The organism is Curtobacterium sp. RM9, assembly GCF_054956955.1.
Window position 1 is genome coordinate 2961168 of the sequence record NZ_CM143271.1, and the last position, 22551, is coordinate 2983718.

24 protein-coding genes are annotated in these 22551 nt (G+C 72.1%); 13 read left to right on the forward strand and 11 right to left on the reverse strand.

The genetic code is table 11. The annotated features are described in order from the left end of the window. The first annotated feature begins 65 nt into the window (after positions 1-65). The 4 genes from ACY3FI_RS14000 to ACY3FI_RS14015 all read left to right on the forward strand — a co-directional run bounded on the left by ACY3FI_RS14000 (position 66) and on the right by ACY3FI_RS14015 (position 3770). Positions 66-953, forward strand: a complete 888-nt coding sequence (locus ACY3FI_RS14000; RefSeq protein ID WP_462548167.1) for an HpcH/HpaI aldolase/citrate lyase family protein — start codon at positions 66-68, stop codon at positions 951-953. A gap of 9 nt (positions 954-962) precedes the next feature. After that, the gene (locus ACY3FI_RS14005; RefSeq protein WP_462548168.1) at positions 963-1433 is read left to right on the forward strand and encodes a DUF6264 family protein; all 471 of its coding nucleotides are present in this window, start codon (positions 963-965) and stop codon (positions 1431-1433) included. Between the two features lie 115 nt (positions 1434-1548). Further along, positions 1549-2868, forward strand: coding sequence for an FAD-dependent oxidoreductase (locus ACY3FI_RS14010; protein WP_462548169.1), 1320 nt, complete (start codon positions 1549-1551; stop codon positions 2866-2868). Between the two features lie 32 nt (positions 2869-2900). Next, the gene (locus tag ACY3FI_RS14015; RefSeq protein ID WP_462548170.1) at positions 2901-3770 is read left to right on the forward strand and encodes an aldo/keto reductase; all 870 of its coding nucleotides are present in this window, start codon (positions 2901-2903) and stop codon (positions 3768-3770) included. A 72-nt stretch (positions 3771-3842) separates the two neighbouring features. Here ACY3FI_RS14015 and ACY3FI_RS14020 read toward each other — a convergent pair whose 3' ends face one another. Then, a complete protein-coding gene (locus ACY3FI_RS14020) occupies positions 3843-4346 on the reverse strand; it encodes a hypothetical protein (RefSeq protein ID WP_462548171.1) in 504 nt (167 codons plus the stop codon). An 84-nt stretch (positions 4347-4430) separates the two neighbouring features. Here ACY3FI_RS14020 and ACY3FI_RS14025 point away from each other — a divergent pair, with 84 nt between their 5' ends. Then, entirely contained in the window at positions 4431-5396 is a 966-nt protein-coding gene (locus ACY3FI_RS14025; RefSeq protein WP_462548172.1) for an NAD(P)H-quinone oxidoreductase, read from the forward strand. Between the two features lie 19 nt (positions 5397-5415). Here the strand turns inward: ACY3FI_RS14025 and ACY3FI_RS14030 are convergent, their stop codons facing one another. From ACY3FI_RS14030 to ACY3FI_RS14055, 6 genes are all read right to left on the reverse strand, one after another. After that, positions 5416-6177: an amino acid ABC transporter ATP-binding protein gene (locus ACY3FI_RS14030; protein ID WP_462550370.1), complete on the reverse strand. Its 762-nt coding sequence runs from the start codon at positions 6175-6177 to the stop codon at positions 5416-5418. Positions 6178-6215: 38 nt separating this feature from the next. Further along, positions 6216-7094, reverse strand: a complete 879-nt coding sequence (locus ACY3FI_RS14035; protein ID WP_462548173.1) for an amino acid ABC transporter permease — start codon at positions 7092-7094, stop codon at positions 6216-6218. A gap of 10 nt (positions 7095-7104) precedes the next feature. Then, positions 7105-7935: an ABC transporter substrate-binding protein gene (locus tag ACY3FI_RS14040; RefSeq protein WP_462548174.1), complete on the reverse strand. Its 831-nt coding sequence runs from the start codon at positions 7933-7935 to the stop codon at positions 7105-7107. A gap of 82 nt (positions 7936-8017) precedes the next feature. Next, positions 8018-8536: a cupin domain-containing protein gene (locus tag ACY3FI_RS14045; RefSeq protein ID WP_462548175.1), complete on the reverse strand. Its 519-nt coding sequence runs from the start codon at positions 8534-8536 to the stop codon at positions 8018-8020. Further along, the gene (locus ACY3FI_RS14050) at positions 8533-10008 is read right to left on the reverse strand and encodes an amidohydrolase family protein (RefSeq protein WP_462548176.1); all 1476 of its coding nucleotides are present in this window, start codon (positions 10006-10008) and stop codon (positions 8533-8535) included. Before ACY3FI_RS14050 ends, ACY3FI_RS14045 begins: the two co-directional genes overlap by 4 nt. Beyond that, positions 10005-11690 (reverse strand): adenosylhomocysteinase, encoded by a 1686-nt coding sequence (locus ACY3FI_RS14055; RefSeq protein ID WP_462548177.1) that lies wholly within the window; start codon positions 11688-11690, stop codon positions 10005-10007. Before ACY3FI_RS14055 ends, ACY3FI_RS14050 begins: the two co-directional genes overlap by 4 nt. Positions 11691-11972: 282 nt before the next feature. Between ACY3FI_RS14055 and ACY3FI_RS14060 the strand changes: the two genes are divergently transcribed. Further along, positions 11973-12329, forward strand: coding sequence for a hypothetical protein (locus tag ACY3FI_RS14060; protein ID WP_462548178.1), 357 nt, complete (start codon positions 11973-11975; stop codon positions 12327-12329). A gap of 138 nt (positions 12330-12467) precedes the next feature. Next, positions 12468-12695, forward strand: coding sequence for a hypothetical protein (locus ACY3FI_RS14065; RefSeq protein ID WP_462548179.1), 228 nt, complete (start codon positions 12468-12470; stop codon positions 12693-12695). 19 nt (positions 12696-12714) lie between these two features. On the opposite strand, the gene ACY3FI_RS14070 is transcribed toward ACY3FI_RS14065, so the two are convergent. Next, entirely contained in the window at positions 12715-13722 is a 1008-nt protein-coding gene (locus ACY3FI_RS14070; RefSeq protein WP_462548180.1) for a PrsW family intramembrane metalloprotease, read from the reverse strand. Positions 13723-13796: 74 nt separating this feature from the next. Here ACY3FI_RS14070 and ACY3FI_RS14075 point away from each other — a divergent pair, with 74 nt between their 5' ends. Then, a complete protein-coding gene (locus tag ACY3FI_RS14075) occupies positions 13797-14060 on the forward strand; it encodes a glutaredoxin family protein (protein WP_462548181.1) in 264 nt (87 codons plus the stop codon). A 104-nt stretch (positions 14061-14164) separates the two neighbouring features. Further along, positions 14165-14443 carry a GlsB/YeaQ/YmgE family stress response membrane protein gene (locus tag ACY3FI_RS14080; RefSeq protein WP_462548182.1) on the forward strand — a complete coding sequence of 93 codons (279 nt, stop codon included), beginning with the start codon at positions 14165-14167 and terminating at the stop codon, positions 14441-14443. An 84-nt stretch (positions 14444-14527) separates the two neighbouring features. Here ACY3FI_RS14080 and ACY3FI_RS14085 read toward each other — a convergent pair whose 3' ends face one another. Continuing rightward, the gene (locus ACY3FI_RS14085) at positions 14528-15100 is read right to left on the reverse strand and encodes a TetR/AcrR family transcriptional regulator (RefSeq protein ID WP_462548183.1); all 573 of its coding nucleotides are present in this window, start codon (positions 15098-15100) and stop codon (positions 14528-14530) included. A gap of 4 nt (positions 15101-15104) precedes the next feature. Further along, entirely contained in the window at positions 15105-17165 is a 2061-nt protein-coding gene (locus tag ACY3FI_RS14090) for an MDR family MFS transporter (RefSeq protein ID WP_462548184.1), read from the reverse strand. A 208-nt stretch (positions 17166-17373) separates the two neighbouring features. Between ACY3FI_RS14090 and ACY3FI_RS14095 the strand changes: the two genes are divergently transcribed. After that, positions 17374-17745, forward strand: a complete 372-nt coding sequence (locus ACY3FI_RS14095) for a hypothetical protein (RefSeq protein WP_462548185.1) — start codon at positions 17374-17376, stop codon at positions 17743-17745. Positions 17746-17816: 71 nt separating this feature from the next. Here the strand turns inward: ACY3FI_RS14095 and nadE are convergent, their stop codons facing one another. Then, the gene (gene nadE, locus ACY3FI_RS14100) at positions 17817-18644 is read right to left on the reverse strand and encodes an NAD(+) synthase (protein ID WP_462548186.1); all 828 of its coding nucleotides are present in this window, start codon (positions 18642-18644) and stop codon (positions 17817-17819) included. A 91-nt stretch (positions 18645-18735) separates the two neighbouring features. Here nadE and ACY3FI_RS14105 point away from each other — a divergent pair, with 91 nt between their 5' ends. From ACY3FI_RS14105 to ACY3FI_RS14115, 3 genes are all read left to right on the forward strand, one after another. Beyond that, complete coding sequence (locus ACY3FI_RS14105) at positions 18736-19179, forward strand: MarR family winged helix-turn-helix transcriptional regulator (RefSeq protein WP_462548187.1); 444 nt, start codon at positions 18736-18738, stop codon at positions 19177-19179. Between the two features lie 267 nt (positions 19180-19446). After that, on the forward strand, positions 19447-20874 hold the full coding sequence (locus tag ACY3FI_RS14110; protein WP_462548189.1) for an MATE family efflux transporter: 1428 nt from the start codon (positions 19447-19449) through the stop codon (positions 20872-20874). Positions 20875-21287: 413 nt separating this feature from the next. Further along, positions 21288-22430, forward strand: a complete 1143-nt coding sequence (locus tag ACY3FI_RS14115) for an AI-2E family transporter (protein WP_462548190.1) — start codon at positions 21288-21290, stop codon at positions 22428-22430. The last annotated feature ends 121 nt before the right edge of the window (positions 22431-22551 follow it).

Consider the following 22551-nt stretch of genomic DNA (forward strand, 5'->3'; position numbering starts at 1 on the left):
GGTTTCGCGGGATTCCGGAGCGCCCCGGTCGCGTCCCCGTCGGGCCGATGTGGTACCAACGGGGCATGGCCATCGACGACCGCACCACCCCGTCCACCACTGCGCCCTCGCCGGACCGGCCGGACCGGCGTCGATCGGTCCCCGCCGAGATCTCCCGCTCGTGGCTCCTCGTCCCCGGCACCGCGGCCGACCGTTTCGAGCGGGCGCAGCGGTCGCGGGCCGACCAGATCATCCTCGACGTCGAGGACGCCGTCGACCCGGCTGCCAAGCCCGGCGCGCGCAGCACCGTCGCGTCGTGGCTCGCCGGCGGCGGCGAGGCCTGGGTCCGCATCAACGACGTGACGACCGACTTCTGGGCCGACGACGTCGAGGAGCTCCGCGGCCTGCCCGGGCTGCGTGGCGTGATGCTCGCGAAGACGGAGTCACCCGCGCAGGTCACCGACACGTGGCACCGTCTCGGCGGCCAGACCCCGGTGATCGCCCTCGTCGAGTCAGCCCTCGGCATCGAGGAGGCGACCGCGATCGCGAAGGCGCAGGGTGCGTTCCGGCTGGCGTTCGGGTCCGGCGACTACCGCCGCGACACGGGCACGTCGGCGGACACGCTCGCGATGGCGTACCCGCGCTCCCGGCTCGTCGTCGCCTCGCGCGTCGGTGACCTGCCCGGCCCGATCGACGGCCCGACGGTCGGTTCGTCGCACCCCATCCTCCGCGAGCAGTCGCAGGTCGCGGTGTCGCTCGGACTGACCGGCAAGCTCTGCCTCGACACCGAGCAGCTGCCCGTCATCAACGAGGTGATCTCCCCCACCCCCACCGACGTCGCGTGGGCCCAGGACTTCCTCGACGACTTCGAGGCCCGCGGGCGCGTCATCCGCGACGGCTCGGACCTGCCGCGACTCGGGCGTGCGCAGAAGATCCAGCGCCTCGCCCGGGCGTTCGGCGTCGAACCGCGGTAGGACTGCCCCATGACCTGGTCGAACGTCCCCGGCGGTCCGCCGCACTCCGCGCCCTCCGACCCCCGGGCGCAGGAACGCGCCGAGTGGGAGCGGGGCGGCTCGACGCTCTTCCCCGCCGGCAAGCTCGCCGACCGCATCTCGACGGTGCTGCTGCTCGCCTTCGGACTCGGCCTCACCGTGTTGGCCGCGGTGGCCGCGGTCATCGCCGTGGCGTCGGCCACCGCGAACTGCGACGCCCGCTCGGGCTGCACGCCCGGCGGCTTCATCGGCGGTGGTGCGATCGCCGGGTTCGGCGCCTTCGTGGTGTGGGCGGTGACGGTCGTCCTGGCCGTCGCGGCCTGGCTCCGCCGCCGGACGTCGTGGTGGATCGCCGCGGTCGGCTTCGTGCTCGTCGTCGGGTGCGTCGTCTGGGGCAGCGCCGTCTTCGCCGGTGCCGCCGACGGCGGCGCGGTGTCGTCGAGCGTGAGCGGCACGGCCTGACCGTTCCCGGTCGCGCCTGACCGGTGACGGTCGGTGGACGCGACCGTGCGCGGACGGGAGGCGCGGGGCGGTCCCGCACCGCGCCTCCCGTCCGGATCGGCGTAGCGTCCCGGGCATGGTGACGGTCTCGCGGACGACGGTCGCGGTGGTCGGCGGCGGCCCCGCCGGTGTCGTGCTCGGGCTGCTGCTCGCACGCGCCGGGGTCGCGGTGCGCGTCGTCGAGCGGCACGAGGACTTCAACCGCGACTTCCGCGGCGACACCGTGCACGCCTCCACCATCCGGCTGCTCGACGAACTCGGTCTCGGCGACCGGTTCCGGGCGCTCCCGCAGTCGCGGCTCGACGACCTGTCGCTGCCGATGCCAGACGGCTCGCACCTGCGGCTCGGCGACTTCTCGCGGCTGCGACCGCCGTACGACCACGTCGCGATGGTGCCGCAGTGGGACCTCCTCGACCTGCTCGTGACCGCGGCGCGCGCGGAGCCGTCGTTCGACATCACGATGGGGTGGTCCGTGTCCGCACCGATCGTGGAGGACGGCTTCGTCACCGGGGTGCACCTCCGGCCGACCCGCGGCGACGGAGACCACGAGGAGCTGCGCGCAGACGTCGTGATCGCCTGCGACGGGCGGAACTCCGTGCTGCGCGCCGCGGCGGGGCTCCGTCCGCGGCGGTTCCGGGTGCCCTTCGACACGTGGTGGTTCCGGCTGCCCCGGCGTCCGGGCGACGCGGAGACCGCCCTCGTCCCCGCGTTCGCCGGGACGGACGTCCTGCTCGCCTTCCCGCGGCCGGGGTACCACCAGGTGGCGTACTTCGCGCCGAAGGGGGCGGACGCCGCGCTCCGGGCCGAGGGGGTGGAGGCGTTCCGGGCGAGGATCGCGCGGCTGCGGCCGGACTTCGCGGACCGGGTCGACGCGATCGCCTCGATGGACGACGTGCACGTGCTCGACGTCCGGATGAACCGACTGCGGCGGTGGTGGCGCCCCGGCCTGCTCTGCATCGGGGACGCGGCGCACGCGATGTCGCCGGCGGGCGGGGTCGGCATCAACCTCGCGGTGCAGGACGCCGTGGCGGCGGCGACCCTCCTCGCGCCCGCGCTGCGGCGAGGGCTGCGCGGACGGGGACTCGACCGCGTGCTCGCGGCGGTCCAGCGTCGTCGGGCGTGGCCTGCGGTGCTCGTGCAGGGCGCCCAAGGGGTGCTGCACCGGGTGGTGTTCGAACGGGCGTTCTCGGGGGCGCTCGCCTCGGGGCCGCCGCTGCTCCCGGTGCTGCTCGCACGGTGGGTGCCGCCGGTGCGGGGTTGGTACGCGCGAGCGGTGGCGTTCGGGCCGCGGCCGGAGCACGCGCCGGGGTGGGCTCGGCGGCCGTCGGCGGGGGCGGGGCGCCGTCGCTCGTCGTCGGCGGCGAGCGCCGGGACCGGCGGTGGACACCCCCTGTGACCGGCGCGCACCGCCCGGCGCATGCTGGGCGCATGAAGCAACGAGTCATCGGAGACGTGTCGGTCAGCGCCATCGGACTGGGCGGGATGCCCATGTCCATCGAGGGCCGACCCGACGAGCGACAGTCCATCGCCACCATCCACGCGGCCCTCGAGGCCGGCGTCACCCTCATCGACACCGCGGACGCCTACCACCTGGCCGCGAAGGACGAGGTCGGTCACAACGAGGAGCTCATCGCGAAGGCGGTGCGCGCGTTCCACGGCGACACCACCGACGTCCTCATCGCCACGAAGGGCGGTCACCTCCGGCCCGAGGCCGGGGCGTGGGCGCAGAACGGCCGGCCGGAGTACCTCAAGGAGGCCGCGAAGGCGTCGGCGAAGCGCCTGGGCGTCGAGGCGATCGGGCTGTACCAGTTCCACCGGCCGGACCCGGCGGTGCCCTACGCCGAGTCGATCGGGGCGCTCGTCGAGCTCCTCGACGAGGGCGTCATCCGGATGGCCGGCATCTCGAACGCCGACCCCGACCAGATCCGCGAGGCGAACGAGGTGCTCGACGGTCGTCTGGCCTCGGTGCAGAACCAGTACTCGCCGTCGTTCCGGTCGAGCGAGCCCGAGCTGCGACTGTGCGACGAGCTGGGCATCGCCTTCCTGCCGTGGAGCCCGCTCGGCGGCATCGCCAAGGCCGCCGAACTGGGTTCGACGGCGGAGGAGTTCGCCGTCGTCGCCCGCGAGCACGACGTCACCCCGCAGGTCGTCGCACTCGCGTGGGAGCTGCAGCAGAGCGACGTCGTGATCCCCATCCCGGGTGCATCGCGCGCGCAGTCGATCCTCGACTCGGTCACCGCGGCGAGCGTGAAGCTCCGCCCCGAGGACGTGGCCCGGCTCGACGCAGCCCAGGCCTAGGCCGGCGACGACGACGCCCGCCTCGACTCCGCACGGGAGTCGGGGCGGGCGTCGTGCTGTCCGCCTGGCCGGTCAGGGCTTGCAGGCCGCCTGGAACTCCTGCCCCGTGGTCTGGAGCTTCTGCAGGGCCTCGGTGAAGCCGCTGTCGGACATCGCCGACGGGTCCTTCGAGTCGGCGAGGGTCTTCGTCTTCGCGGTGAAGTCCGCGAACGCCTGCGCGAACGCGTCGGTCGTCGGCTTGACCTCGGTGTTCGTCACCTTCGCGGCACTGTCCGCCATGGTGCCGCTCAGCTCGTCCAGCTTGGCGACGGCTGCCTTCGGGTCCGACTGCAGCTCGGTGACCTGCGACTGCAGCCCCTGCGTGGCGTTCGAGACCTCCTTGGCGAAGGTCTGGCACGCCTCGGTCTTCGACTGCGCAGCCGCTGCCTTCGTCGGCGTCGAGGACGCCTTCGGCGCGCTGGACGCACCCGAGCCGGAGCCGCTGTCCGAGCCGGCGTTCGAGCCACCGCCCGAACAGCCGGCGAGGAGTGCGACGGCGATGGCGGCCGTGGCGAGCGCGATGGTCTTCCTGGGCATGTGGATCCCCCCGATGAGCGCGTCCCCCGGGCGGGGACACGTGCGGCCCCAACGTACCCGCGCGGCGGGCGTAGCGTCGTCGGCATGCGTGCCATCACCCAGGACTCCCCCGACCTGTCCGTCGTCGAGCTGCCCGACCCGGTGCCCGGTGCCGGCGAGGTGCTGATCGCGGTCGCCGCCTCCGGCGTCAACAACGCGGACCTGCAGCAGGTCGCGGGCAACTACCCGCCGCCACCCGGCGCCTCGGACGTGCTCGGGCTCGAGGTCTCCGGCACGGTGCGGGCGCTCGGTGACGGCGTGACCGACCTCGCCGCGGGCGACCGGGTCTGCGCGCTGCTCTCCGGCGGCGGGTACGCCTCGCTCGTCGTCGCGCCGGCGGCCCAGGTGCTGCCCGTGCCCGACGGCGTCGACCTCGTCCAGGCGGCCGGGCTCCCCGAGGCCGCGTGCACGGTGTACTCGAACGTCGGCATGCTCGCCGGGCTCCGACCCGGGCAGACGCTCCTGGTGCACGGCGGCACCGGCGGCATGGGCTCGCACGCGGTCCTCTGGGCCAAGGCACTCGGGGCGACGGTGATCGCGACGTCCGGCGGCGACCGGAAGGTCCGCGCCTCCCGCGAGCTCGGAGCCGACCTCGTGATCGACCACCGCAGCGAGGACTTCGTCGCCCGCACGCTCGAGTTCACCGACGGCCGTGGGGTCGACGTGGTGCTCGACGTCGTCGGCCCGGACTACCTGGGCCGCAACCTCGAGGTCCTCGCACCGAACGGGCACATCGCCGTGATCGCCTCCGGCAGCGGCCGCGAGGGCACGCTCGACTACGGCGTGATGATGCGGAAGCGCGCGACCATCAGCGCGACGACGCTCCGTGCCCGTCCCCTCGACGAGAAGGCCGCGATCGTCGCCGCCGTCCGTGACGACGTGTGGCCGTTCGTCGCCGACGGCCGGGTCCGGCCCGTCGTGGACAGCGTGCTCCCGCTCGACCACGCCACCGAGGCGCACCGGCGCGTCCGTGACGGCGAGGTCGTCGGCAAGGTCCTGCTCACGCCGTAGGCGTGGACGCGTCCCGGGATCAGCCCCGGACGCGGGCGAGGAACTCCACGAGGGCAGGGTGCTCCGGCGCGTCGAGGACCGCCGCGGGAGCGCCCTGCTCGACGACCTCGCCCCGGTGCAGGAACACGATCCGGTCCGCGACGTGCCGCGCGAAGTGCATCTCGTGCGTCGTCATCAGGATCGTCGACCCCTGCTCCTTGAGCTCCGTGACGAGGTCGAGGACCTCACCCACCAGCATCGGGTCGAGCGCACTCGTCACCTCGTCGAGCAGGAGCAGCTCGGGGTCCGAGGCGATCGCCCGCACGATGGCCACACGCTGCTGCTGCCCGCCGGACAGCCGGTCCGGGTAGGCGTCCGCGAAGTCCCCGAGGCCGATCCGGTCGAGCAGACGACGCGCGGTCGCCTCCGCCTCGACCCGACCCACGCCGTGCACCTGACGCGACGCGAGCGTCACGTTGTCGAGCACGCGCATGTGCGGGAACAGGTTGAACTGCTGGAAGACGACGCCGATGCGCGCCCGCACCGCGTCGACCGCCGTGCGCGGGTCGGCGATGTCGGTCCCCTGCAGCAGGATCGCTCCGTCGTCGATGCCCTCGAGCAGGTTGACCGTCTTGAGGAGCGTCGACTTGCCGGAGCCGGACGCCCCGATGACGCAGATCACCTCGTGGCGGTGCACGGTCAGGTCGATCCCGCGCAGGACCTCGTGCTCGCCGAACGCCTTGCGGATGCCGCGCAGCTCGAGGACGGGAGCCGACGTCGGCGACGTGCCCCGTGCCTCCAGACCGGAGGCGCGGCTCGCGCCCGCCTGGGATGCCTCGCTCACACGGTCCCTCCGATCTGCTCGCGCTGCTGCTGTCGACGCGCGATCGCGTCCGTCACGCGGATCAGCGGGAGGCTGATCAGGACGAACAGCAGCCCCGCGACGAAGTACGGCGTGAAGTTGTAGGTCTCCGCCTGGGCGATCTGCGCACTCCGCACGGCATCGACCGCACCGAGGATCGACACGAGGCCGACGTCCTTCTGCATCGACACGAAGTCGTTCATCAGCGCGGGCGTCACCTTCCGGATCGCCTGCGGCAGCACCACGAGGCGCAGCGTCTTGGTGTGCGACAGGCCGAGGGACCGGGCGGCGAGCCGCTGCGAGGGGTGCACGGCCTCCATGCCGGCGCGGAGCACCTCGGCGACGTACGACGAGTACGTGAGGACGATCGCGATGGTGCCCCAGACCTCCGGGGGCTGCCGCGGGAAGACGCCGAGCCCGGGCAGGCCGAAGCCGACCAGGTACAGCACGATGATGAGCGGCAGACCGCGGAACAGGTCCGTGTAGCCGGTCGCGAGCATCCGCAGCGGGAAGAACACCGGACTGCGCAGCCCCCGGACGACCGCGAGCAGCGTGCCGAGCACCGCGACGCCGATGCTCGCGAAGAACAGGATCCGGATGTTCAGCCAGAGGCCGAGCAGCACCGACGGGAAGGTGTCGATCGCCGTCTGCGGGTCGAAGAACGACTGCTGGACGGCCGCCCACCCGGGGGTGTTCACGACGCCGAACCAGACGACGGCGACGACGACGAGCGTCGACACCACCGAGACCACGGCGGACCGCCGGCCGCGCTGTCGCCGGTACAGCCGTCGCTCGAGCTCGACCTGGCTCGGTCCGGGGGCCGCGACCGGGGTGCCGGCGCCTGCGGGGAGGGTCATGCGGCGACGGCTACTTCAGGACGGGGGTGTTCGTCTCCGAGGAGAGCCACTTGGTCTGCAGGTCCGCGAGCGTGCCGTCGCTCTGCAGCGTGGCGAGGGCCTTGTCGACCTTGCTCGTCAGCGCCGAACCCTTCGGCAGCACGAACCCGAACTGGTCGCCCTTCCCGTCGGCCGGGAACTGCGCCGACACCGTGCCGTCCTTCACCTGAGCGGCGGCCATGGAGAAGGCCGTCGGCAGGTCGGTCACGATGGCGTCGATCTGGCCGGACTGGAGCGCGAGCACGGCGTCGTCGTTCGAGTTGAACACCTGGGGCGTGACACCGAGGACGTCCTTGACGCTGGCGATGCTCGTCGAGCCTGCAGCGACCCCGATGGTGTCCTGCTCGAGCGCGGCGACCGTGGTGGCGTCGGCGGCCTTCGAGTCCTTCGTCGTCACGACCGCCTGCGTGGTCGTGTAGTACGCCGTGGACATGTCGACGGCCTTCTTGCGCTTGGCGTCGATCGAGAACTGCTGGACGTTGAGGTCCCAGTCCTTCGGGCCGGGGGCGATCGCGCTGTCGAAGGTGCTGCGCTTCCACACCACGTCACCCTTGCTGTAGCCCAGCTCCTTCGCGACGGCGTAGGCCACGGCGGACTCGAACCCCTTGCCGGACTGCGGCTCGTCGTCCTCGACCCACGGGGAGTACGCGGGCTGCCCGGTCGCGATCGTGAGCTTGCCGTCGGTGACGGTGCCGTCGCCGTCGCCGCCGCTGCTGCTGCCCCCGGCGGAGCAGGCGGCGAGCGCGAGGGCAGCGACCGCTGCGGTGGCGGCGGCGAGGGTGCGGCGGAGGGGTCGGGTCACGATCGGGCCTTCGTCAGGAGGGTCGGGGGCAGTCGCAGTGTACTTCGCACTGGGATACCAGCGCGAAGTGGATGAAGCCTCGCTACGCGGCGGGATACGCGGTGCCGTCGGCCATGGTGAAGTCCTCGAACGAGAAGCCGGGCGACACGAGGCAGCTCAGCAGGACCTCCCCCTCGCCGGGCAGGGTGCGCTGCCACACGCCGCCGCGCACGAACGCCTGCGCGTCGTTGACCCGGTCGCGTCCGGCGTCCGGGCCGAGGGTGATCGTCGCACCGGGCTCGGGCTGGTCGCCGTCGCCGCCGAGCTGCAGGTCCACGCTGTCGGGACCGTGCCACATCCAGATCTCGTCGCTCGTGACCCGGTGCCATGCGGAGGCCTCGCCCGGGGGCAACAGGAAGTGGATGAGCGTCGCCGCCGGTCGCTCCCCGGCCGCCGTGTCGACCGTGGCGGGCGAGGTCCAGGTGCGGACGTACCAACCGCCCTCGGGGTGCGGCTCCATGCCGAGGGCGACGGCGCGCTTCGGTACGTCGAGCCACTCGATGAGCGTGCCGTCGACGGTGCGTCGTGCGGCCATGCCGGGGCGGGGTGCGGTGTCGGTCACGGGTCCTCCTGGGGACGGTGGTGGTCGGTGGTGTCCGCGCGCACGGCGCGGGGATCGTCCGTGGTGTCGGCGCGCACGGCGCGGGGATCGTCCGTGGTGTCCGCGCGCACGGCGCGGGGGTGGTCAGCGGCAGCAGCGGCAGCAGCAGCAGCAGCGGCGGTGTGCCGGACCACGCCGCGGATCACCGTCGCCGCAGCCCGCCCGGCGCCGTCCTCGACGAGCTCGGCGAGCGCGTCCGGCACGGTGCGGGCGTCCACGTCGAACACCGCGAGGTCCGCCCGGGCCCCCACGGCGAGGTGCCCGGTCCGGTCGGGGCCGACCGCCAGGCCCATCGCGTGCGCGCCGCCGAGCGTCGCCGCGGCGAGCAGCCGTTCGTGCAGGTCGCGGTGCCCGTACCCCTGCGCGCGGGCGATCCGGTGCAGCGCGGTGACGTCGGCCATCGGGTCGAGGGACGGCGACGACGACAGCGAGTCCGTCCCGATCGCGATCAGGCTGCCCTCGCGCAGGTAGTCGGCGACGGGCGGCGGGTCGAGCCCGATCACGGCGTTCGACCGCGGGCAGAGCGCGACGGCGGTCCCGCGCGCTCGGAGCAGGGCGCGGTCGGCGGCGGTCATGTAGACCCCGTGCGCGATGTGACAGTCCGGTCCGAGCACGCCGAGGCGGTCGACGAACGCGGTGGCGCTGGCCCCGAACCCGAGCGCGCGCATCGCCCGGAAGGACGGCACGTTCGCCAGGTGCCAGTCGGCGGTGTGCCCGACGCCGTCGACACCCTCGAGTCCGGGGACCGGGCCGAGTGCGATGCGCTCCCCCTCGAACGCGGCCTCGCCGAGGTGCAGGTGCAGTCGGAGTCCGCGCTGCCGGACGATGTCGGGCAGTTCGAGCAGCGGGGCGACGTCGAGGGAGTACGGCGCGTGGGGTGACAGGCCCGCGCCCGGGGTGGTCGGGATGCGCGCGAGCTCGTCGAGCACCTGCGCGCGGCCGTGCTCCTGCCACGCCTGGTTCTCCCAGTCCATGACCTCCCAGTAGGCGATGCCGCCGAGGCCGTTCGCCTCGAGCACGTCCGCCGCCTCGATGTCCGTCACGATGTCGGCGATGCTCGTCACCCCGGCGACGATCGAGGCGCGGGCACCGGCGTCGGCCTCGGCTCGCCAGTCGTGCGGGAGCGCGTAGTCGGCGTTGAACGCGGTCGCCCAGTCCTCGAAGCCGCCGTACTGTCGCTGCCCGACACCGGCCATGCCGGTGTACTGGAGGTGCGCGTGCGCGTTCACGAGACCCGGCAGCAGGGCACCCTTCCAGCGCCGCTCGGTGAACGGGCGGCCGTCGAGCTGGTCGACGACCCAGGACCGGTCGCCGACGTGCAGGATCCGGCCGTCACGCACCGCGACCGCCCCGTCGGCGATCGGCGGTGCGGTCATCGGCACGACGATGCGGGCCGAGTGCACGACGGCGCGTCCGGTCTCCGCCACGCTCACGAGGGGTCTCCGAAGCGGTGCGTCCGGACGTCCGGCTCGCGGTCCATCGGGTGCTCGCCGAGCCGTCCGGGAGGCACGGGGCGCGATCCGGAGGCGGCGAGCGCCGTGCGGGCGGTCGCCTCGTCCACCGCGGGGTCGATCGGCACGACCGCCCGCTCCAGCTCGTCGCCGCGCTCGACGAGCATCCGGACGGCACCGAGCTGCGCCGCGAAGGACAGGTCCATGATCTCCACCGGGTTGCCCTCGGCAGCGGTGATGTTGATGCAGCCGCCGCGGTCGAGCACGACGACGTGGTGCCCGTCCGGCCACGTGAACCGTTCGACCGCCCGGGCCTCTGGTCGCGGTTCCGCGCCGTCCGCGAACGCCGCGGTGACGGCGACCTCCTGGTCGACACCGCCGGCCACGGCGACGACCGCCCCGGCGGCGCAGGCGCGCAGCGCAGCGAGGTCGATCGTGTCGGCGACGCCGGTGGCGCTCATGACCAGGTCGGCATCGCGGACGGCGTCGTGCAACGGAGCGACCGCGTACCCGGCGAACAGCGCCTGCAGGGCGCGCACCGGGTCGGCCTCGGCGACGGTCACGTGGAAGCCGAGCGCGCGGAGCACCTGGGCGACCCCTTCGCCGACGGGCCCGAACCCGGCGACGACCGCCGCGCCTGGCGACCGGACCCGGTGGGCGCCGGACGCGAGCCGGTCGACCAGGTCGAGCGTCGCGAACACCGTCGACTGCCCGGTGCCGTACCGGTTGTCGAAGAGCGTCTTCACGCGGGCGTCGTTGACGGCCACCACGGGGATGCCGAGCGCCCCGCGCGCCGCCATCGTGCGCAGGGGCCGGAGACCGCTCGTGGTCTCCTCCGCCGCGCCGAGCATCGTCGGGAGCAGGTCGGGTCGCTCCTGGTGCGCGAGCCGGATCAGGTGCGCCCCGTCGTCGAGGAGCACGTGCGGGCGGGAGTCGAGCATCGCGAGCGCGAGGTCCTTCTGTTCCGCGACCGTGGCGGTGCTGCTCGCGTGCACCGGGAGTCCGGCCCGGCGCAGCACGTCGGCCACGGCGTCGTCGGTCTCGTCGGCGTGCGCGTACACGACGACCTCGGCGCCAGCGTCCCGGAGCAGCAGGCTGAGCACCGCGGTCTTCGGTTCCAGGAACATCGCGACCCCGATCCGCGTCCCCCGGAGGAGCCCGCTCTCCCGCAGTTCGGCCGCGACCGCGCGGGAGACCGGCATCGCACGCCGGGCCCAGCGCAGGCGCGCCTCGGCGGCCGGGTCGTCCTCGGGGTCGCGCCCCGTCGAGACGAAGAACACGTCGTCGGACAGCGTCGGCGCCGTGAGCACCCCGGGCCGGGCGACCGTCAGCGGGCCGAAGGCGTCCTCGTCCACAGCGGGGCCGTGCCGTCCGGCGTCCACCACGACCAGGATGGCACCACGGGGACGGTCGGCCTCACGCTCGACGACCGGGGTCGACGCGTCCGGATCGCCCGTGCACCAGAGCTGGTCGACGGGTTCGTGCGCGGCGGCCTCGCGCGCGCCGAGTCCGGTGAGCAGCGCGCGGAGGGCGTCCGCGTCGCGGGGGTCGGCACCGACGATGCGGAAGCGGCGTGCGGCGACCAGCAGGTTCGTGGTGGCGGCGAAGCGTCGGACGGCGGCCGAGGCCCACGCGGCCCGGTCGGGGTCGGGACGCGGCGGCATGGGGACATCGTAGGGCGCGGGCAACACGCTGATCCGACAGGGGTTGTCAATATTCAACATCTCATGTTTGACAAGGTGCTCTGAGGTCGCGACGATTCCGGCAGGAGGAACGATGCGCGAAGACAACCGGAAGAGATGGACCCTCGTGGCGCTGCTCATGCTCACAGCCGCCACGGCAGCGCTCACAGCGTCTGCCGCTCTCCCAGCTGCGCTGGGCTGGATGGTCATGGGGGGACTCGCCCTCGCCGCCGGAGTCACGACTCTCGTCATCAAGGACAAGCGATGAAGATCACGATCGGCCGGGAACGCCTTCCGGGCATGTTGACCATGGCAGTCGCCCTGGTCATGTCGACATCCCTGCTCAGCCCGGTACGTGCCGAAGCCGCGGAGACCCGCGGGGACGTTGCGAACGTTGTGGAATTCCAGCAACGCATGGTCGACCACGCGCCGGTTCCCCTTCCGCCGTCTCCTGAAGTCGATGCCCTCCGGCACGCTGCGCTTGGGCAGCCCGCCACCTTCAGTGGAGCGAGGCTCGACGAGAGCGATGTGTCGGTGCTCGCCCAGGGTGACGGCGCGGTGGTGCGAGTCGGCCTGACCGGGGCCGGCGTGGAACCGATCTCCAGCCGTTCGTCCTTCTAGGACGCAACCGGCCGCCTGACGGCCACGGTCGAGTTCGCATTCCACGCCGACGGCCGAGGTGGGGGCAGCCTGCACGTCTGGCAGGACGGACAGACTCGTTTCTCGAAGTCCATCACTGCAGCTGAAACAGACGCCACGATGCGGCTCGCCGCGCAGGACTCCAGGGCGTCGAAGGGCTTCTGGGCAAAGCTCACCGAGTGTCTCGGCAAGCAGAACGTCAACGCTTGGGCACTCGCCATCCTCGCCGGTGTGTGTGGCGCAGCGTGCGTCGTCACGGTCGGGGCAGCGTGCGCTTTCTGCGTCGGCGCGACGATCGGCTTCCCGTCGGGCGTCGTGACGGCCTGCATCATCCGCGCAACACAGTGACGCCGACGAGGAGGCGACGTCAGCGGCCGTGGTGCCGGGGTGTCGCCTCCCAGTCGCGCTCGCCCTCGGCGTCCGACGCGGCCCACCACGACGGCACCGCCGCTGCCTGCGCCAGCGCCTGCGCCTGCGCTTCCGCCGCCAGCGCCCGGTCGCGCTTCCGGTGGCGCAGGAGCACCCCGACGAGCACGACCACGCCGACGAGCGTCACGACGAGCAGCCCGACCACGTAGATCGTCGTCGCCACCTCGGCGAGCGACGGCGGCACCTGCCCCGACTGCGCGGCGGAGAACGGCGTGCCGGTGAACACGAACGCGAGCACGGTCGACAGCGTCGAGTTGCTGTCCCACAGCCCGTGCAGCACCGACACCACGACGTAGGCGACCGGGATCGACCACGACCACCGGAGCCGCGCACCACCGCGCGCCGCACCGAACAGCACCGCGCCGAGGATCGCCGTCCACAGCACGTGCCCGACCGGGCTGAGCACCGCACGGACGACCTCGGTCTGCAGCAGCGACACGAGGTCGATGCCCCGCTCGGTGATCGCGGCGTTGAAGGCGTACCCGGCGGACTCGAACGCCGCGAACCCGGCACCGACGGTCGCACCGAGGAGCGCCCCCTGCCGAGCGGTCTTGGGGCGGACCCGCCACCCGACGAACAGGAGCAGGACGCCCTTCACGAACTCCTCGACGAACCCGACGACGACGTAGACGAACGCGTCCTGGCGCAGGTCGGCCTCGAGCAGCGAGGCGCCGAGCACGCCGAGGATCCCGCCGACGAAGAACGCCGTGACGAGCTGCATCGTGCTGACGGTCCCGGTGACCCGCTCGATGACGAAGAGCACGACGGTGAAGGGCACGAGGAAGCTGCCGAGCAGGATGATCGTCGGCACGAGGTTCGTGTTGAGGGTCAGGACGGTCACGACGATCGTCACGGCCCAGAGCAGGAACCCGGCGAGCAGCGTCTTCCACCACCAGCCGTGCCGGTGGTGCGGGTGTGCGGTGGGGACGTCGGCGCTCACGCTCATGCGGTCATCGTGCTCCCCGGCGCTCAGGGTCGTCATCGGGAATGCCGGAACGCGCACGGACGTACTGTGTGGACATGACTGACGCGACGTTCGACAAGGTGACGATGTTCGGTGCGGACTGGTGCCGCGACTGCCGACGGTCCAAGGCGCTGCTCGACACCCTCGGCGTGGACTACACGTACGTGGACGTCGAGGCGGACCTGACGGCAGCCGACCGGGCCGAAGCGATCAGCGGCCGGAAGAACATCCCGGTCGTCGTCCTGCCGAACGGCAAGCACTTCGTCGAGCCGTCCGACGCCGAGCTGCGCAGCGAACTCGAGGCCTCCGGCGTCGTCTGAGCCCTGAGGCTGGGAACGCGCTGAGCGCCACCGGAGTTCAATCTGGGTCGAACGACCGCGGAACCCGTCCCGCGGCGCGACTGACCCCGCTCCTGGAGGACACCATGCTCGGTCTCATCATCAGCCTCATCATCGTCGGCCTCATCGCCGGTGCGCTCGCCCGCCTGATCATCCCGGGCAAGCAGCACATGTCGATCCTCATGACGATCGTCCTCGGCATCGTCGGGTCGTTCGTCGGCGGCTTCCTCGGCTTCCTGATCTTCCAGCACGACCCGATGGACGGCTTCTTCCAGCCCGCCGGCATCATCGGCTCGATCATCGGTGCCGTCATCGTGCTGTTCCTCTACACCCGCTTCGCGGGCCGAGGCGCCGCGCGCCGCTGACGCGGGCGCAGCACCAGAACGCACACCGGCCGGGAGGCGCGGTGCGGGGCCGACCCGCACCGCGCCTCCCGGCCGTCTCGCGTCTCAGGCCGTGGCGAGCCGGGCCATGTCGGTCACGGTCGCACGCAACCGGTCCGCCAGCTCCGCGGGCGACCCGACGGCCACGCGGTGCGCGGTCTCGATCACCGCAGCCATCACGAGGGTGACGGCCGTGCGCGCGGTGTCGGCGTCGGTGCGCTCGCAGGCGACCTCGAACACCGCCAGTCGGGCGTCCGCCATCCACTGCAGCATCGTCGGGACCATCTCGGGCCGGGCCCGCACGAGCTCCTTCATCCGGGGTCGATCGGTCGGCAGGTCGACGGTCCATGCGACGAGTCCGCACAGGTCCGCGACGAGCTGTCCGTCGCCGGCGGCGAACCGGGCGCGAGCGTCCTCCGGCACCGCGATCGCCGGGAGGCCGAGTGCCGCGTGCCCCTTCGACGGGAAGTAGTTGAAGAACGTCCGCGGCGAGACCCGTGCGACCTCGCAGATCTCCTCGACGGTGGCCCCGACGAGCCCGCGGTCCGTCACGAGGGCCAGCGCGGCACGGTGGATCGCCTGCCGCGTCTGTTCCTTCTTGCGTTCCCGCAGGCCCGTCGGGGCCGTCGTCGTGTGCACGGCGCTACCGGTCGGTCCGGCCCTGCTGGACGGGCACCGAGCCCGTGTTCGGCGCGGTGAGCGAGCCCATCGTGTCCGCGGCGGCGACCGCCTGGACCTCGAGGTCGTCCGCCGTGCCCTCCGAGTCCGCCTGCTCCTGGAGCGCGGAGCTCTTGCGCAGCGGCGGTGCCTTGAAGAACCAGCTCAGGACGAACGCGAGCAGGATCACCGCGAAGCCGACCCAGTAGACCGTGACGGCCGAGGCGTTGAAGCCGGTCATGAAGGGCTTCGTCAGGGCCTCGTCCGCACCGTTGAGGAACGACGTGTCGCTCGTCTCGGCGGTGGACCCGCTGCCGTCACCAGCACCCTTGTCGATGCGCTCCGCGAGCGCCGGGGTGAGTTCGCCCACCCAGTACGAGCGCTGGCTGGCGTCGGACCAGTCGACGGCGAGCTTGCCGTCTCGCACGCTTGCGTGCGCCTGGTCGGCCGCGGCGGCGAGGGCCTGGTCGCGCACGGCGGCCGGAGCACCCGTCGTGGCCTGGTCGACCTTCGCCGTGGCGGCGTCGAGCCCGGACTGCACCTGGCGCTCGATCGGGGTGACGATCGGGTTCCAGATCTGGTCCATCACGCCCTGGTTCGCCTTCGCCGACGCGACGGTCGGGTTCAGCGCGGCGTCGAGGCCCTCGGACAGGTTCGACCGGTCGGCGGTCGCGTGCAGGATGTTCGCCGGCATGATCGAGAACAGCACGGACAGCAGCACGGCGGTGCCGAGCGTGCCGCCGATCTGGCGGAAGAACGTCGCCGACGAGGTGGCCACGCCCATGTCGCGCGGCTGCACCGAGTTCTGCGAGGCGAGGGTGATGCTCTGCATGAGCTGGCCGAGGCCGAGACCGATGAGGAACATGCCGATCATCAGGAACCAGAGCGGCTTGTCGATCGTCATGAACGTCAGCACGACGTAGCCGAGCGAGACCAGCGCCGTGCCGATCACCGGGAAGATCCGGTAGCGACCGGTGCGGGCGACGATCTGCCCGGACGCGATCGAGGCGATCATGAGCCCGCCGATCATCGGCAGGGTGGCGAAGCCGGACTCGGTCGGGGTGAGACCCGTGACGATCTGCAGGTAGAGCGGGATCGTCAGCATCGCACCGAACATCGCGAAGCCCACCAGGAACCCGAGCACCGTCGCCATGGTGAAGACGCCCGAGCGGAAGAGCTTGAGCGGGATGATCGCGTCGTCCCGCATGGCGGTCTCGACGACCAGGAAGGCGACGAGACCGAGCGCGCCGACGACGTAGCAGGCGATCGCGCCCGGCGAGGCCCAGCCCCAGGTGCGGCCCTGCTCGGCGACGAGCAGCAGCGGGACGAGGGTCACGATGACGCTCGTCGCACCCCACCAGTCGATGCGCGGCTTCTTCGTGGCGTCGCCGAACGTGGGCAGGTGCAGGAAGGCGATGACCATGATGAGCGCGCCGACGCCGATCGGGACGTTGACGAGGAAGACCCAGCGCCAGCCGGTGATCCAGAGGATCTGGTCAGCACCGGAGAACAGACCGCCGATGAGCGGGCCGATGACGCTCGAGATGCCGAAGACGGCGAGGAAGTAGCCCTGGTACTTGGCACGTTCACGCGGGGCGAGGATGTCACCCATGATGGCGAGCGGCAGCGACATCAGCGCACCGGCGCCGATGCCCTGGAACGCACGGAACGCGGCGAGCATGATCATCGACGTCGACAGTGTCGACAGCAGCGAGCCGAGGATGAACACCGCGATGCCGAAGATGTACAGCGGCCGGCGACCGAAGACGTCGGAGAGCTTGCCGTAGATCGGCGTGGTGATGGTCGACGCGATGAGGTACGCGGTGGTGACCCAGGCCTGCTGGTCGAGGCCGTGCAGGTCGTCGCCGATGGTGCGGATCGCGGTGCCGACGATGGTCTGGTCGAGCGAGGACAGGAACATCCCGGCCATGAGGCCGTAGATGACGAGGAGGATCTGGCGGTGCGACATGATCGGCTTCGCCGGGGTGGCGGCTGATCCGGGCTGTCCGCCGCGCTGCACCTCGACGGGTGCGGTTGCTGTTGACATGGCGGTCCTTCGAGAGCGAGGTGGGAGGCAGGTCGGCGACGGCGACAACCTTGCATATGGTGCAAGTTTACGCACACCGCAGCTTTGCCGACAACGCAAGCTTGCCAGACCTGCACGTTCTTGTACGCCTTCTCAGTGGCGCTCGAGGGCAGAGCGCGTCCCCCGACGGCTCCGTCCGGCCCAGGGGCCGCGGCGTACGGTCTGCCGCATGACTGACGAGCACAGCACGCGACCGGAAGACGATGCCGCGCGACTCGGCCTCGTCGTGGTCGGGGAGGCGGCAGCGCTGCACTCCGGCGACGAGTCCGCTCTCGACGCGAGCGAGGAGAACATCCGCGACGTCATCGACGAACTCGTCGACGAGCCGTTGACCCCGCGGCAGGAGGAGGTCGTCGAGCGCCTCGCCGCCGCCGGCGGCACGCTCACCGCCGGGTTGAGCGGCGCGCTCGCCGCGCAGACCGGCCGCGACGTGGGCGAGGTGCTCGAGGGCGCGGCGCGCAGCGTCGTCTGGCAGCAGCGGCTCGCCGCTGAGCGGGACGACGCGGTGCAGCAGCAGCGCCGGACCGGCGACGAGGACTAGCCGAGACGAACGGGAGGCGCGGTGCAGGTCGGACCTGCACCGCGCCTCCCGTCATGCGGCAGCGTGGACGCCTAGGCGCCGGCGCGCCACCAGTCGTCGAAGGGCGTCGCGGGGACCTGGCGCTTGTGCTCCGTGGCGCGGTACCGGGTCTCGATGGCCTCGGCCACCTCGACCGGCACGTCGTGGCCCTGCAGGTACGCGTCGATCTCCGCGTAGCTGAGGCCGAGGTTCGCCTCGTCGGTCTGGCCGGGCAGGTCGTCGAGCAGGTCGGCCGTCGGCGCCTTCTCGTACAGTCGAGCCGGGGCGCCGAGGTGCTCGAGGAGCTGGCGCCCCTGGCTCTTCGTGAGCCCGGTGAGCGGGGTGAGGTCGACACCGCCGTCGCCGTACTTCGTGAAGAAGCCGGTCACGGCCTCGGCCGCGTGGTCGGTGCCGACGACGAGGAGTCCCCGCTGCCCGGCGATCGCGTACTGCGCGACCATCCGCATCCGGGCCTTGACGTTGCCCTTCACGAAGTCACTCAGGGCGACACCGGAGTCCGCGGTGTCCTGCACGACGCCGTCGACACCGTGCTCGATGTTCACCGTGAGACCGGGGTCGGCCGCGATGAAGCGGAGGGCCAGCTGCGCGTCGTCCTCGTCGGCCTGCACCCGGTAGGGCATCCGGACGGTGACGAACTCGGCGGGGTGCCCCTCGGAGCGGAGGGACTCGACCGCGAGCTGCGTGAGCCGGCCTGCGAGCGTCGAGTCCTGCCCGCCGGAGATCGCGAGGAGGAAGCCCTTCGCGCCCGTGGTCAGGAGGTAGTCGCGGAGGAACCCGACGCGGCGGGCGACCTCCTGCTCCGGTTCGATGGTCGGTTGGACGTTGAGGTCCGCTGCGATGGCGGTCTGGAGTTCGCGCACCACCCCAGTATCCCGCGCCGTGGCAGACGTGCACAGGATGGATCCGCGGATCGCGTTGACAGTTAGGGGCCAAACAGTTAGAGTCCTGATCATGAGCGAACAGGCACCGCGACTCGACTCCCCGCTCCAGCAGACGCGCTGGATCGGGTGGGCGCAGCGGAAGGCCGCCGAGGAGTGGGTGCGGGAACGTGACCTCACCCAGGAGCAGAGCTTCGTGCTCGGGTACCTGCAGCGCTCCCCCGGGGCGATCCAACGCGACATCGCCGAGGTGACCCGGACCAGCGCGGCCAGCGTGTCGAGCCTCCTGCAGGGACTCGAGCGCCGCGGCCTCGTGGAGCGGCGCACCGACGCGACGAACGGTCGCACCAAGACCGTGTACGCCACCGACGAGGGGATCGCCCTCATCGCCGGGTTCGAGGACGCCATGATCGCCCTCGACGACACCTTCCTCGCCCCGCTCACCGCCGACGAGCGGACCACCCTGCAGGAACTCCTGCGGAAGGTGACCGCAGCGCTGCCGGAACCCACCCGGTAACGCACCCCGCGCCTCCCGGCCCGCGTCCTGGGCCCGCCGGGGTCGCACCGAACCCACGTGACGGTACCCGCCGTCCGCGCCATGCCCCCGCCCCGCCGCCGTCCGGCGTCCCCGTGGCGTGCTCCGTCGCGCCTGCCCGCACCGCCGTCATGGGCATGCAGCCGTGCTGCCGTCATGCCGTCATGCCGTCATGCCGTCATGCCGTCGTGCCGTCGTGCCGTCGTGCCGTCGTGCCGCCGTGCCGTCACATCCAGAAGGAGAGTCACCATGAGCACCACCGCAACCACCACTGCAGCCACGAGGAACCGCTGGTACCTCTCCGCCGCCCCGATCGCCCTCGCCCTCCTCCACCTCTGCGTGCCGATGGCCGCCGCGATGGTCGTCAGCGCGGTCTACAACGTCGTCAACGCCGGCTTCATCGGCGCACAGCACGACACCTCGCTGCTCGCCGCGATCACCTTCGGCACCCCGCTCCTCGGATTGGTGATGGCCGTCGGCGGCGTGTTCGGCGTCGGCGGCAGCTCGCTGATGTCCCGGCTGCTCGGCGCCTCGGAGCACGATCCCGCCCGGGCCGGGGACATCGAGCGAGTCGCCGCGACCGCACTCTGGGGCGCGGTCGGCACGGGCGTCGTGCTCGGCGCAGTCGGCCTCCTGCTGCTCCGCCCCCTCGTCGCCGTGCTCGGGGCCGACGCCGCGGCGGTCCCCGCCACGAGTGCCTACGTCGGGGTGCTGCTCGCGTTCGTGCCCGTCCTCGCCGCGTCGTTCACGCTCGAACAGATCGTCCGCTCGGAGGGCGCCGCACGCCAGGCGATGGTCGGACTCGTCCTCTCCACGGTCGGCAACCTCGTGTTCGACGTGCTCTTCATCCTCGTGCTGCACTGGGGCGTCGCCGGTGCCGCGCTCGCCGTCGGTCTCGGGAACCTGGTGGCGATCGGCTACTGGGTGGTGTGGCTGCACCGGAACAGCGAGCACGTCGGGTTCGCCCCCCGCTGGATCACGCTCCGCCGCAGTGTCCTCGGGCCGGTGCTCGGCATCGGGTCGAGCGAGCTGCTGCAGGCCGGGTTCCTCATCGTGACGACGCTCGTGCTCAACAACCTCGCGGCCGCGTACGGTGACGACCCGCTCGCCGCCATGGGGGTCGCGGTCCGCATCGCGCAGGTGCCCGAGTTCCTCGTGATGGGGGTGACGATCGGTGTGCTGCCGCTGCTGGCGTACGCCTACGGCAAGGGCGACGCCGCACGGCTCCGTGCCGGCCTGCGCGGCGCAGCGATCGCCGTCGGAACGATCGTGCTGGTGTTCTCGGGCACGGTGTTCGTCTTCCGCGAGCAGGTCTTCACGATCTTCTCCGGCGACCACGCGGTCCTCGCGATCGGGTTGACGATCCTCACCGCGCAGCTCGTCGCGGCCGTCGTGAACGGGTTCACCGGCCTCGTCACCTCGCTCTTCCAGGCGACCGGCATGATCGTGCCCGCGATGGTGCTCTCGATGGCTCAGGGCGTGCTGTTCGTGCCGATCGTGCTCGCCGGCAACGCGTGGTTCGGCCTCGCCGGGATCGTCTGGGCGCTGACCGTCACCGAGGTGCTCGTGTTCGTCGCGGCGCTCGTGCTCTGGGCGGTGTCCCGGGGCAGGATCGCGCGGGGACTCGCCGAGGGGTCGGCGGAACGGGCGGAGGAGGCGCTCGTCACGGCCGGGTGACGGGGCAGCGGGAGACGAGCGCTGGGCGGCACCGCCGTCCAGCGCCTACCCGAGGGCGAGTTCGAGAGCGGTGCCGCCCATCGGCTTGCGCGGGGTACGGGTCGAGGCGGCGAACGGGTCGGTCTGGTGGAAGCACGGACGAGTGGTGGCGGTCACGGTGACCAGCCCTTCATCGGAGTGATGCAGCACTCCGGATCCGACCGGGCCGTCCCGCTGCGCCAGACCCCGCAGAACGCGAGGAGCATCAAGAACGCGGGACCCTGAGGAGCAGCCCGGTCGTTCCAGGGTAGAACGACCCGGGCGCTTCCGCGAGGAAGGTCCGCAGACCGCAACGACCGCGTTCCGACCGGCTCCGACCCCGCCCGTCGCCCGCCGACTACCGTGGGAATCTGCACACCACCACGAGGAGCCACATGCCCCTGTTCGGCAGACCCCCCGCACACCCCGGCCACGACGCACCGCCGTCCGCCTTCGCCAGGAAGTGGTCCGACTCGTTCGGCGGTCTCGCCACCCGGTGCCTCCAGACGATCATCGTCCTGGTCATCGCGAGCGCGATCATCTACGCCGCCGCGACGCTCAGCGTCGTCACCATCCCGGTCCTCCTGGCGCTCATCATCGCGAGCGCCATGCACCCCGTCGTGTCCTGGCTGCGCCGACACAAGGTGCCGTCGGTGCTCGCGACCCTGGCCGTCCTGCTCGGCGTCCTCGTCGTGCTCGGCCTCGTCGGCTGGCTCATCGTCGTCGCCGTCATCTCGCAGTGGCCCGACCTGCAGAAGTCCGCACTGAGCGGCTTCGACCAGCTGCAGGACTGGGCGGCGCACCTGCCCTTCGCGATCTCCGACAAGCAGGTCGACGAGGCGGTCAAGGGCGTCCAGGACTTCCTGACGAGCTCGCAGTTCGGCTCCGGCGCGCTCGCCGGCGCATCGGCCACGGCGAACTTCCTCACCGGCCTGGTGCTGATGATCGTCGTCCTGTTCTTCTTCCTCAAGGACGGCCCCGCGATCTGGGAGTTCCTCCTCCGCCCCTTCACCGGCGAGCGCTACCAGCGTGCACGACGCGTCGGTGACCGCGTGGTGCACACCCTCGGCGGGTACGTCCGTGGAACCGCGAGCGTCGCCGCGGTCGACGCGATCGGCATCGGCGTCGGACTCGCCATCATCGGGGTGCCGCTCGCGCTCCCCCTCGCCGTGGTCGTGTTCATCACGGCGTTCATCCCCATCGTCGGTGCGACCGCGGCCGGGATCCTCGCCGCGCTCGTCGCCCTCGTCGCGAACGGCCCGGTCGCGGCCCTCTTCGTGGTCGGCGTCGTCGTGCTCGTGAACCAGCTCGAGGGCAACCTGCTCCAGCCCGTCCTGATGGGCAAGACGCTCAAGCTGCACGGGCTGGTCATCCTCATCGGCCTGACCGCCGGCACCGTCCTCGCCGGCATCACGGGCGCCATCATCTCGGTGCCGCTGCTCGCCGCCGCGTGGGGAGCGGTGCAGGTCTGGAACGGGCCGAACGACCCCGCGACGCCCTGGCGGCAGAAGCGTCCGGAGACGGCCGAGCGGCGGTAGACGCGGCCGTCCACGGACGGGAGGCGCGGTGCCAGCTGGCACCGCGCCTCCCGTCCGTCCGGGGGTCGCGACACTGCTCGCGCCGCCACGTACGACGAAGGGGAGCGCCCGCGGATCGCGG

Coding starts and splice junctions, on each gene's coding strand:
- ACY3FI_RS14000 (WP_462548167.1), top strand. CDS start 66: ATGGCCATCGACGACCGCACCACCCCGTCCACCACTGCGCCCTCGCCG.
- ACY3FI_RS14005 (WP_462548168.1), top strand. CDS start 963: ATGACCTGGTCGAACGTCCCCGGCGGTCCGCCGCACTCCGCGCCCTCC.
- ACY3FI_RS14010 (WP_462548169.1), top strand. CDS start 1,549: ATGGTGACGGTCTCGCGGACGACGGTCGCGGTGGTCGGCGGCGGCCCC.
- ACY3FI_RS14015 (WP_462548170.1), top strand. CDS start 2,901: ATGAAGCAACGAGTCATCGGAGACGTGTCGGTCAGCGCCATCGGACTG.
- ACY3FI_RS14020 (WP_462548171.1), bottom strand. CDS start 4,346: ATGCCCAGGAAGACCATCGCGCTCGCCACGGCCGCCATCGCCGTCGCA.
- ACY3FI_RS14025 (WP_462548172.1), top strand. CDS start 4,431: ATGCGTGCCATCACCCAGGACTCCCCCGACCTGTCCGTCGTCGAGCTG.
- ACY3FI_RS14035 (WP_462548173.1), bottom strand. CDS start 7,094: ATGACCCTCCCCGCAGGCGCCGGCACCCCGGTCGCGGCCCCCGGACCG.
- ACY3FI_RS14055 (WP_462548177.1), bottom strand. CDS start 11,690: ATGCCGCCGCGTCCCGACCCCGACCGGGCCGCGTGGGCCTCGGCCGCC.
- ACY3FI_RS14060 (WP_462548178.1), top strand. CDS start 11,973: ATGAAGATCACGATCGGCCGGGAACGCCTTCCGGGCATGTTGACCATG.
- ACY3FI_RS14065 (WP_462548179.1), top strand. CDS start 12,468: ATGCGGCTCGCCGCGCAGGACTCCAGGGCGTCGAAGGGCTTCTGGGCA.
- ACY3FI_RS14070 (WP_462548180.1), bottom strand. CDS start 13,722: ATGAGCGTGAGCGCCGACGTCCCCACCGCACACCCGCACCACCGGCAC.
- ACY3FI_RS14075 (WP_462548181.1), top strand. CDS start 13,797: ATGACTGACGCGACGTTCGACAAGGTGACGATGTTCGGTGCGGACTGG.
- ACY3FI_RS14080 (WP_462548182.1), top strand. CDS start 14,165: ATGCTCGGTCTCATCATCAGCCTCATCATCGTCGGCCTCATCGCCGGT.
- ACY3FI_RS14090 (WP_462548184.1), bottom strand. CDS start 17,165: ATGTCAACAGCAACCGCACCCGTCGAGGTGCAGCGCGGCGGACAGCCC.
- ACY3FI_RS14095 (WP_462548185.1), top strand. CDS start 17,374: ATGACTGACGAGCACAGCACGCGACCGGAAGACGATGCCGCGCGACTC.
- ACY3FI_RS14105 (WP_462548187.1), top strand. CDS start 18,736: ATGAGCGAACAGGCACCGCGACTCGACTCCCCGCTCCAGCAGACGCGC.
- ACY3FI_RS14110 (WP_462548189.1), top strand. CDS start 19,447: ATGAGCACCACCGCAACCACCACTGCAGCCACGAGGAACCGCTGGTAC.
- ACY3FI_RS14115 (WP_462548190.1), top strand. CDS start 21,288: ATGCCCCTGTTCGGCAGACCCCCCGCACACCCCGGCCACGACGCACCG.